4 protein-coding genes and 1 riboswitch are annotated in these 12417 nt (G+C 31.3%); all 4 genes read left to right on the forward strand.

What is annotated here, in order from left to right:
- Positions 1-15 precede the first annotated feature (15 nt).
- On the forward strand, positions 16-10230 hold the full coding sequence (locus WMO18_RS07075) for a leucine-rich repeat protein (protein ID WP_367286497.1): 10215 nt from the start codon (positions 16-18) through the stop codon (positions 10228-10230).
- Between the two features lie 103 nt (positions 10231-10333).
- Positions 10334-10421: riboswitch (SAM riboswitch) on the forward strand.
- Positions 10422-10515: 94 nt separating this feature from the next.
- On the forward strand, positions 10516-10809 hold the full coding sequence (locus WMO18_RS07080; protein ID WP_211148257.1) for a hypothetical protein: 294 nt from the start codon (positions 10516-10518) through the stop codon (positions 10807-10809).
- 129 nt (positions 10810-10938) lie between these two features.
- Positions 10939-11625: an RNA polymerase sporulation sigma factor SigK gene (gene sigK / locus WMO18_RS07085; protein ID WP_022505541.1), complete on the forward strand. Its 687-nt coding sequence runs from the start codon at positions 10939-10941 to the stop codon at positions 11623-11625.
- Between the two features lie 115 nt (positions 11626-11740).
- On the forward strand, positions 11741-12358 hold the full coding sequence (locus WMO18_RS07090; RefSeq protein ID WP_022505542.1) for a TetR/AcrR family transcriptional regulator: 618 nt from the start codon (positions 11741-11743) through the stop codon (positions 12356-12358).
- Positions 12359-12417 lie beyond the last annotated feature (59 nt).

The following is a 12417-nucleotide window of genomic DNA, read 5'->3' on the forward strand; positions in this document are numbered from 1 at the left end:
TCTAGTTGCAAAAATATTAATGAGATAGAATTTTCTAAAAACTTAGAAGTGATAGGCTATGAATCATTTGCTAATTGTACATCTTTAAAGAAAATAACTATTCCTGATAATATAAAAACAATAGAAAATTGTGCTTTTGAAAATTGTTCAGCTGTAACAGAAATTGAACTGGGTAAAGGTTTAACTCAACTAGGTACATCAAATGGTTATTACTATAATCCATTTTATAATATGACTAGTGTAAAGAAGATTACATTTAATACTGAAAAAGTACCTACAACTCCATGTGCAGATACTTTTGAATATATGAATAACCTAGAAACTGTCTATGTTCCGGTTGATGGTTATAGTGATTATGTAACCAGATTTTCACCATATATCAATAATGCTAGAATTGTTATGATTTCAGACAGTGACTTTGTTATTAAGGATGGTGTACTACTTCAATATTCAGGTACTGACACAGATGTTGTAATTCCTGATGATGTAACAGAAATCGGTGACTCAGCATTTAAGAATAACACAAATATCAAAAAGGTAACTTTCTCTAAGAATATTAAGAAAATTAACCAATCAGCTTTTTATAGTTGTACAAATCTAGAAACAGTTATTTTCAATAACTTAATTAGTTCTATTGGTAATAGTGCTTTCTATGGTTGTACAAAACTTTCAGGTGTATTAAAAATTTCTGAAAACACAAGAAGTGTAGGTAATTATTCTTTCGCTAATTGTACTTCATTAACTTCTGTTGAAATTGCAAGTAACAATGAAGAAATTAAAATTGGTGACTGTTCATTCCAAAATGATACTTCTATAAAGTCAATTTCACTGGGTAATGTTACTTCAATCGGTAAGTATGCATTTGATAACTGTAAAGGTATCAATACAAAAGTACAGTTTAATGATACTCTAAAAACAATTGGTGAATATGCATTTAGAAATTGTAGCAATATTATTGATACATTAGTTATCCCAACCAGTGTTATAACAGTTACAACAGGTGCATTCCAAAACTGTTCAAGTATTGCTAATGTTGAAATTCCTGATTCTCTAACTAGAATTAGTGCATATACTTTTGATGGTTGTAAAAGTTTAGAAAGCATCGAAGTTCCTGATTCAGTAACTATTATTGATAATCATGCATTTAATAATTGTTCAAGTGTTGAAACAGTTACTTTAGGTAAGAATGTTCAAACTATCGGTAGCAGTAATTATTACTACTACAACCCGTTCAACGGCATGAATTCTGTAAAGGAATTTACATTTAAAGGTGATACATTACCATCAGCATCATTTAACGATATTTTCTATTCAATGAATAGACTACAAACTGTATATGTAACTCTAAAGGCATACAAGTCATTTGGTTATACATATTCAGCATATATTAACAATGCAAGATACAAGGTTTTAGGTTGCAAAGATGACTTTATTGTTAATGACAAGAGTGAGTTATTACTATATCAAGGTAATGATACAGTAGTAACAATTCCTGAAAATGTTGAAACTATTGAAATTTCAGCATTCCAAAATAACAGTACCATTGAAAAAGTGATTTTCAATGAAAATCTAAAGTCAATTTCTTCTTATGCTTTTGAAAATTGTATTAATCTAACATCATATGAAGTAAATAAAAATCTTGAGAATATCGGTAGCAGAGCATTTTATGGTTGTACTTCTCTTGAAAGTGTAAACTTAAATAATAACCTTACTACTATCGGTTCATCAGCTTTTGCAAACTGTACAAGTATAAGTGGTGACCTGAGAGTACCAAGTTCAGTAATTTCTATCGGTAGTAGTGCTTTTGACGGTGACAGTAGTATTGTTACTCTAAAGATTGAGGGTAACAAGAATGGCACATCTATCGGTTCTTATGCATTTAGAAATGCTAAGGCTTTAACTTCACTTGACTTAGGTTCAGTGGAAACTATCGGTACATATGCGTTCCAAAATTGTACAAGCCTTACAGGTGAACTTATTATTCCTGATAGTGTAACTTCAATGGGTGAAGGTGCATTCCAAAACTGTAGTAGTATTACATCATTAACTCTATCAGAAAAACTAACTGCAATTTCAAGATATGCTTTTGCAAATTGTTCTGCTATTAAGGGTGAAATCAGAATTCCTGATTTAATAACAGATATTTATGACGAGGCATTTAGAAATTGTAAAAATGTTGAAAGCGTTGTACTGGGTACAAATATCAAAAATATCGGTTCAAACAATTATTATTACTATAGTCCATTTAATGAAATGACTTCTGTTAAGGAGTTTATGTTTACAGGTACTAATATTCCAAATTGTCCTTTTGAAGATTTATTCTATTCAATGAATTCTCTGGAAACAATTTTTGTTCCGGTAGAAACTAAGGATAATTTTGTAGATAAGTTTGATAAGTACAAGAATAATGCAGTATTCTCAACAGATACTATGAAGTGTGGTGTTAGAAATCTAACTGCTTCTAATGTATATAGCAAAACAGTAAAACTTACATGGTCTAAGCACCAAAACGATACTGTTACAAGTTATATTATTACTAGAGATGGTGAACAGATTGCAACACCAAAGAATAATCAGTTTATTGATTATGATTTAACACCTAACAAAACTTATGAATATACAGTTTATGGTGTGAATGATGCAGGAGATAAAACAAGAGGTACTAAATTATCAGTAACTCCACATTCAATGGATGTTCTTGATATTACTACTCCTCATAGTCAAAATACTGTTTCTGTACAAGACGGTTCAATTACTGTAAGTGCAAAGAATGAAAATAACGGTATTGATTTAGATGGTAATGCAGTTTTAGGTAAACTATATTACTTTAACAAGGATAATAATAGAATATTTGTCGGTAAGTCAAATGCAGTTATCAGCGACAAAATTTACTTTAACTTTGATTTAGATGTTGAAGATATTCCAAACGGTGAATATAAAGTTCTATTTACTTATACAGATATTGACAATGTAACAGTAGAAAAGGAAGGTACAATTCGTGTAGATAAGAGTGTACCTGAAAAAATCCAGAATGTTGTTGCATTAGGTGACTACAATGATATTAAGATTTCATGGTCAAAGTCCAGTGAAGTAGATAGTAAGATTTACAAAATTTATAGAAAATCCGAAGTTGATACAGATTTCTCTCTATTAACTACAATTAAGGGTAGAGATATTCTTTCTTATACTGATACAAATGTAAAGAAAAACAGACTATATACTTACTATGTAATTACAGAAAACAGCTTTGGCATTGTAAGTGAAAATTCTAATGAAACTATTGCAATGCGTGGTATTGATGAAGAACCGCCTGTAATTACTTCAATAACCCCATCAAGTTATAGCTATATCGGTAATGTACAGAAGATTACAGTTGAAGCAACAGACAATCTAATGTTAGGTAGTGCAAAGCTATACTATAGTACAGATGAAGAAAATTGGACTTTAATTGATACAGTGAAGAATTCTCCATTTACATTTGCTTTCAATACTAAAGAATTAACTGATACAGAAATTTCTGTTAAGTCAGTTGTATATGACTTACAGGGTAACGAAAGTGAACCTAAGATTGTTAAGTACAAGATTGATAATCAAGGACCTGATAAGGTAACAGATTTTACTATCAGTAAAGTTCTTTCTACAAAAGTTACTTTAAAATGGAAACAACCAAAGGCTGAAGATTTAGCTAGTTATGTTCTAGAAGAGAAATTGGAAAACGGTAACTTTAAGGTAGTGAAAGATAACATTACCGATAACGGTTGTGTTATTGAAAACTTAACACCAAATACAACTCATATTTATCGTGTAGCAGGTGTTGATAAAATCGGTAATATTGGTGGATATTCCGATACATTAGAAGTTACAACTACTGATGATACAACTGCACCTGTAGTTACTTCATTATCACCATCAGCCGGTAGAAGAAATTCAGTAATTAACTTTAGTGCAACAGCCGGGGACAACTACGGTATTAAGTCAATAGAAATTCAAATTTCAACTGACTTAAAAACTTGGAAATCTCTATCAAATAAAGAATTTACAATAGCATCAAAAACTGCAACATATTCATTTAATGTAAATGTTGATGAGTTTAATGACGGCAGTATTTATGTAAGAGCAGTTGCAACCGACTTTGCCGGTAATGTTAGTGATACTTCAAGTAATGCACCATTTGTTGAATATATGATTGACAAAACTGCACCATCTTCACCTACAAATTTAGTAGCTACAAGTACAGATAATGCAATCTATTTAACATGGCTACAGGGTTCTGAAGAAGACTTGTCAACTTATTCGGTATATCGTTCAACTGAAAAGGATAGTGGATTTATCCTACTTGCAAGTGGATTAAAGCAAATTAATTACTACGATACTACTGCAAAGAGTGGCACAGTATATTATTACAAAATTGCCGTTACAGATACAGTAGGCAATGTAAGTGAATTCTCACAGACAGTAAGTGCAAAACTTGCTGAGGATATAATTTCTCCTGAAGTTATTAGTATCTCTCCTGATAGCAATTCTTCAATCAGTAAACAGTTCCATACAGTAAGTGCTTTAGTAAAGGATAATTACTTAGTAGATACAGTTACTTTTGAATATAAAATTGAGGGTGAAGATAATTACAAAACATTTAGTACAGTGAAGAACATAAATGCTGACTATAAAACAGTATCAGCTGATATTCCTTTATCAGGTATTACTAACTCAAAGAAAGTTTATGTTAGAGTATATTGTACGGATACAAGTGGTCTAAAGTCAGAATATAGCAAAGTTTATACTTATACATATGATGATTTAGCACCATCAATTAATAACCTAAAAGCAGAAATTAAGAAAAACACAGTAACTCTTAATTGGTCAGATAATAAAGACAGTGACCTATCAGGCTTTAAGGTTTACAGAATTGATGAAAAGGGTAGAGAAACATACTTAGGTTCAAGACAAGTTTCTTCTAACCATTCATATGAATTTTATGATACTATCTGTTCTAAGTCTGATTCAAAATATACTTACAAAGTAGAAACTTATGATGAGTCAGGTAACTACTCCTCAACTTTATCAAATACAGTAGAATACAAAACTGTTGGAGATAAAGAAAATAACGAAAAACCTGTTGCCAGAATCAACGGTAATGAAGTAATGGAAAAGGGAGTTGAAGAATATTTTGACGGTTATTCTTCAACAGATGACGACAGTATTGTTTCATATCATTGGGATTTTGGTGACGGCACTTATTCTGATGATATTCAACCTATTAAAAGTTATAGATTAGCAGGTACATATGAAGTTAAGCTAACTGTAACAGACTCATTTGGTGAACAGTCAACTGCAACTTTCACAGTAACAGTTAAAGAAAGAACTGCAATCGGTACAGTAAAAGTTAAAGTAGTTGATGAAAAGGGCAAGATTATTCCTCAAGCACCTGTTTACTTTAATTTAGGTGAAGATAACCAAAAGGTTATTTATACCGATAGTAACGGTTACTCTTCATACAACCTTGCCGGTGGTGATACATTAGTAGGTTGTTACAAGTCAGGATATTTACCTGTTAGAAAGAATGTAACAGTCCTTACAAATGCAACTAGAGAAATCACTCTAACTATGATTAAGGAAGAACTTGTTACCGGTACTTTTGAAGTAACAAGAATGACATTTAACGAAATTGTTGATGCAGGTATCGATGTATATGACCCAGCTAACCAAAATGTTTATTCTGTTGAAGTTACTGTTAGATATGGTGAAAAAGAAATTCCAATTAAGTATATTAGAAATGATAACAAAATTATAAAATATACTGTTTCTAATTCCGGTGGCTCTAAACCTAACGAAAACAAACCTAACGGTAACGGAAATTCTACTATTAGTGGCATTAGCTTTATTCCAAACAAAGAGAATAAAGAGTTTATTGCAATTCTACAGTTTGATGCTACTGCAAAGACGCTAAAAGAATTCTTTGATGTAAAACTTCATATTGTAAATAACGCAACTAAAGACTTTGTCCTAACAAATAATGAAGTGAACCTAAATGTACCTGATGGACTTCACCTAATGGATAATGTTTCCGGTGAATGGTGTAACAGTAAGAATGTTAAGTTTGATAAACTTGTAGGTCAAGAAACTAAGACACTGTCATGGATTGTTCGTGGTGATAAGGTAGGTTCTTATGACTTGTCAGCAGATTATTCCGGTGTGCTAAGTGAGTTTGAAGAAACAGTTAAGACTTCTTTCAAAACCGATGAACCTATTGATGTTTACGGTATGACAAACATAATGTTTAATGTTGAAGTATGTAAAGAAATCAGAAACAATGCTTTCTACTTTAATATCGGACTAAAGAATGTTGGTAATATTGATGCAATTTGTCCTTCTCTTGACTTTAATAATATTGTAAAGAATATTACTTCAACAGCACTTGGTCTTGACCCATCAGATGAAAATTATTCTCCTGATTTTTCAGTAGATGCAAGACTAATGAATGTTAGAACTGTATCAGCAGATAATCAAAGTAAGTATGTTGATTATAAGTACTCAAAGGATGGTAGTATTGCAACTAATATAAGTACTCTTGCACCTGACGAATCAATTTATTTTGATTATGTAGCATATAACGCAATTAACTATGATGATATTGCACAGTTTAAGTCAGCATCATATAAGGTTCTTGACGGTATCGGTGGTGGTGTAACAGTAACACCGATAGACTTTAACTATTATAGTTTTGCTAATTCTACAGATAAAGTTAACGACTTAACTTCTAAAGAAGATAATAGCAGAAAGTCATCAGCTGATTATCTATTAAACGGTAACAACTTCCTATATGTTAAAAACAGTGATATGGCTAATTCTCTCGGTGAGGGTGTTTATAATAGCCTAAAACTTGCTTTAACACTTGATTTTGAAACACTTACAAAGGATGATAAGAAGAAATTAATTGATGAATTATTGGTTAAAATGATTACCGATGATAATTCAGAACAAAACATTAACGGATTAGTAAGTGACCAGTATGTAAGTGCAGTTAAGAATGCTCTTTATGTTATAAAAAGTTCTTGTGATTCCTTTGACTTTGGTGATAATACAACTAAAGAAAAGGTAACTGCTATTATCAGTAATGCATTAGATAGCACTAATACAATAAACGAATTAGCAGGTAATTTAGAAAACTCAACTGATGAAGATTCAATTATTAATACATTCTATGGGAAACTTGGACTATCAGCAGTTGGTGGTATATCAGTTACTACATTTAAAAAGCTAGTTGGTGATAACCTAGGCTATAGTGAAAACTCAGCATTATTTAAGGGTATCACAGGTGTAAGTGAATACGGTGGTATGGCAGTTGAATTATTAGTAGAAAATCCTATTAATGCTTATAATGATGCAGTTACTTCTCGTTACCTTTATACTCAGTTAAAGGCTCAAGCATCTGTCGAACAAGCCACATTACTACTAAATACTTTAATCAGTTATTATTCTGATGAAGAACGCTTTAGAGATTTTATGAAAGACTCTCAGCTTAATTCATTAATGTATAAGTCAGCTAATACCAACTACAAAAAGCTAATCGCTGATGAGGCTAAAAAGCTAAAGTCACAGTTACTAAATGACTCATATGACTTTAGATTAGAACTTGCTAAGAATTTCGCCTCAGCTACTGCAAATTCAGTTGCAAATATTGTACTTGATGAAGCTATTTCTAAGTCACTTGGTAAGTTGGCAATTTGGTATGAAGCACTTTCAGCTACATTCCAAGTAGTAGATTTAGCCTTTGGCATTGGTGATATGTATGAGGCAGCAGATTCATTTGCTATTGCAAACTATATTTCAATGGCAGTAGAATCCGGTTACAACACAATTTCTAACAGTTATAAGAATAAAAACAGTAATCTCCTTTCAACAGGTCTATTTAAGGATATTGTTTCTGATGATTCTTCTTTAAATGACGACTCATTAGCTGAATATACTTTATATGAAATGAAGTCACTTTGTCAGATTAGACTACTGGGTGAACAACTATTCTATAAGTATATTAATAGTGACAATTCAAATATTATTCATACTGATGAAGAATTTGATGCAAAGATAGTTAAAGAAGTAAATGATTACTTCGGTATTAATGCAAAGGATATTGAAGAAGTATTTGATTATGTTTATGAAAAAATCTTATCTTCAAGAGACAGTATCTTTGATATTGAAAGAAAAGAAAGTATCACTCAGCCATCAGCACCAACAGTAACTATTGATTATAACAATCTTCGTACAGTAGAAAAGTTTGATGATAAGTATGAATATTGTACAGAAGATGGTGTATGGCATACTTGTGACGGATATATTAATGTATATCCTAAGACAGTAAGAACTATCCTAAGAGTTAGACTAAAGTCTAGTGGCAACAATATGTCCGGTAAGATTACAACAGTAAATGTTTATGCTAAAAAGTCAGTTAGCAAAAATGTTTCAGTTAAATATTCAGATGGTAAGTATTATCTAACTAACCTAAATGAAAACTATTCATATCAAGTAGCAACGGTTTCTTCATTAACTGCAAATGCTGATTGGTCAAAGGCAGTAACAATTAACAATAAGGTTGATGCTACTGTTACAGGTTTAAGTAATTCGGATTATCTATCAATCAGAATTCTTGAAAATAAAAATCTAGAAGTAATGACCTCCGAACCAACAGTTCTTAAGGCTAATAAGAAATTACCTTTAACTATTGTTACAGAGGGTGACGGTAATGTTACACAGACAAGTAGTGACGGTTACTACTTTGTTGGTGATGATGTAACACTTACAGCAGAAAAGTCAGCTGACTCAATTTTTGCAGGTTGGTATGTAAACGGTGAAAAGGTAAGTTCTGACCCTACCTATATTCTTGAAATGACTGAATTCGCAGAAATTACTGCTAAATTTATCGGTAAAAACGAAGTAAAAGCAACTTCAATTAATGTAACTTCTCCATATTCAGAAAATAAAAATACTTTCTATGTTGGAGAAAAAATAAAGATGATAGCCAACTTTACACCAAATAACACTTCTAATAAGTCAGTTAAATGGACTTCAAGTAATAATTCAGTAGCCACAGTTAACAACTTAGGTGTTGTATCATTCATAAAGAGTGGTAAAGCAGTAATTACTGCTACAACTTCAAATAATATCTCAGCAACTTATAACATTAATGTTGTAGAAAATAAAGTTGAGAAACTGGTTATCACAACTGATTTCTCAGTAAAACAGTATTTTGAGGGTGAAACATTCTGTAATGACGGTTTAAAGCTGGTTGCAGTTTATACAGATGGTTCTTCATCATATGTTGATGATTACACAGTAACAGGTTTTGACAATACAAAAGCCGGTGAACAAACATTAACCATTACTTCAAATGGTAAAACAGTTACTACAACAGTTACAGTTTTACATAACGGTACTTGGAAAGTGCTTAAAGAAGCTACTTGTAAAGAAACAGGTAAAATGGAATATGTATGTTCTATTTGTAATAATGTAGTTTCTGAGAAAGCTATTGAAAAAACACCTCATACTGTTGTAATAGATAAAGAAGTTAAACCAACTTGTGAAAAGAATGGCCTAACTGAAGGTAAGCATTGTTCAGTATGTGGCAAAGTAATTACTCCACAAAAGACAGTTCCAAAGCTAGGACATACAGTAGTTAAGGATAAGGCAGTAAAACCTACATATACACATACAGGTTTAACTGAGGGTTCTCATTGTTCAACTTGTGGTAAGGTGATTGTAGCCCAAAAGGTTGTTCCAAAGTTAAAGAAAACAACTATTACTCTAAAGAAAGCTAAACAATCTGTTTATGTAAAGGCTAAAACTACTGTAAAAGCTACAATTAAAAATCCTGTTGGTAAAACTACTTATAAGAGTAGCAATACTAAAATTGCAAAGGTAAACAGTAAGGGTGTAATCACTACTTATAAGTTAGGTACAGTTAAAATTACCGTTACAAATAATAAGGTATCTAAAACTATGACACTTGTAGTGAAGAAACCTAAGCTAAACAAAACTTCACTTACACTAAAGAAAAAGAAATCCTATACACTGAAAGTTATGGGTAAAGTAGGAACTGCTAAGTTCACTTCTTCAAATACTAAGATTGTTACCGTAAATAAATACGGCAAAATCCTAGCTAAGAAAAAAGGTAATGCAGTAATCATCGTTAAAACAAATGGTGAAACTCTAAAGTGTAAAGTAAAGGTGAATTAACTTAATAAAAGAAAACTGACATCACACTAGTGGTGTCAGTTTTACTTTTCAAAGAATTATTATAAAGCTATTGACATATGTTAATTAAAGTGTTATTATGAAACTACCATAAAGAGTGCGTGAGGGAGTAAGCCCTATGATCGCACACCAACCTACCAAAAGGCAAGGTGGTAAAGCTTAACCGATGGTGTGTATATATTTAGACTGGTCAACATCTATCGGTAACGATGGGTGTTATTTTTTTACCTCTCTTTGTGGAATTAATACTCAAAGGGAGAATTTTTTATGTCAAGAATTAAAAACTTATTAGCAGAAAATGAAGGAAGAATCTATGTTTATCTTAAGGATAAGGAAGTAGCAAATCAGTTTATGATTGATGCCGAAAGTGAGGGCTTTACTTTCAGTGACGACAAAAAGCCAACAGAAAGAAAGCCTTCTGATATTATGGCAGTTAATAGGGACAACACAATTAATTATGTTGGTACTGTAGGCCATATTGCTTATCAGTCAGCAGACAAAATCGGAGATGAACCACTTATTAAGATTGATTACAGTGAAGTACTGCAACGATCAAAGTAAAATCAATATGTAATAAGAAAGGCTGATACCATTTAGGTGTTATCTATTTCTGTTTAAATAAAAATTATAAGTACAAGCAAAATGCCAAATTCATTGAATAAAATGTACTAATAATTTGGAGGTGGTGTTGTGCTGGAATTTATAAATTTTTTAGGTCGGTATATTTTTACTTTTATTCTTCACATATGTGGTAATGGAAAATTTCCTAAACCATTATCAGAAGAAAAAGAAAAAGAATATCTTCTAAAGTCCAAGAATGGCGATATTAAGGCTAGAAATATTTTAGTAGAACATAATTTGCGATTAGTGGCACATATTATTAAAAAATATTATGCAGTAAATGTTGACCAAGATGATTTGGTTTCAATCGGTACAATAGGACTTATAAAGGCCATAAATACATTTGATATGGACAAAAATATAAAACTCAGCAGTTATGCATCAAGGTGTATTGAAAATGAAATTCTAATGCACTTTAGAAATCTGAAAAAGTCCTCACAAAATGTTTCTCTGGAAGATGCAGTTGATATTGACAAAGACGGTAACACCCTAAAATTAATGGACTTACTTTCTATTGATGATGATTTTGCAGATAACCTTGATAAAAAGTTAAATCTTCAAAAGATTAATAAGTACCTAACAGAAACTTTAACTAAAAGAGAATTACAAATTATCAATCTGAGATATGGACTTAATGGCAGTAAACCACTAACTCAAAGAGAAGTATCTTCAATTATGGATATTTCAAGGTCATATGTTTCAAGAATAGAGAAAAAGGCATTGGAAAAATTAAAAGAAAGGTATGACAGTAACTGATTTCATAAGCGAGTAAAGAGGAATTATCCTAATTACTCGCTTTTTCTATTGACAAAATAATTATGTGGGATTATAATATAACAGTGTTATATAACAATGTTATATGAGGTGCGGTATGATAAATAAAGATAATGGAACACTTGAAAATATTTTAAATGCAGGTAAGGAAGAATTTCTTGAAAAAGGTTTCTTATCTTCATCATTAAGAAATATTGTAAAGAAAGCTAATGTAACTACAGGTGCATTTTATGGCTATTTCTCTAATAAAGAGGCCTTGTTTAGTGGTCTTGTTGAAGAACAAGCAAAAACTGTAATGCATATGTTTATGGAGTCACAAGAAGAATTTGACAGTATTCCTGACGAAAATAAAAGAGAAAATATGGGCAGTTGTTCCGGAGATTGTATTTCAAGATGTGTTGAATATATTTATGATAATTTTGATATTTTTAAGTTAATTATCTGTTGTTCACAAGGTACACCATATGAACACTTTATTCATAATATGGTTGAGGTAGAAGTTGAGTCAACTTATAGATTTATAGAAGTTCAAAGAAAACTAGGTTATGAAGTACCGGAAATTGACAAGAAACTTTGTCATATTCTTGCAAGTGGTATGTTTGGTGGAATGTTCGAGATTGTAAGACACAGTATGCCTAAAGAAGAGGCTGTTGTATATGTTAAGCAACTTAGAGATTTCTATACTGCAGGTTGGGAAAAAATTATGGGGTTCTAAAACCCTATATTTTTTAAATGTAGGTTAGCTATAACTAACTAATTTTTAGGAGGAATTTT

Origin of the sequence: Ruminococcoides intestinihominis, assembly GCF_040096285.1 — a bacterium.
Taxonomy (GTDB): Bacteria; Bacillota; Clostridia; order Oscillospirales; family Acutalibacteraceae; genus Ruminococcoides; species Ruminococcoides intestinihominis.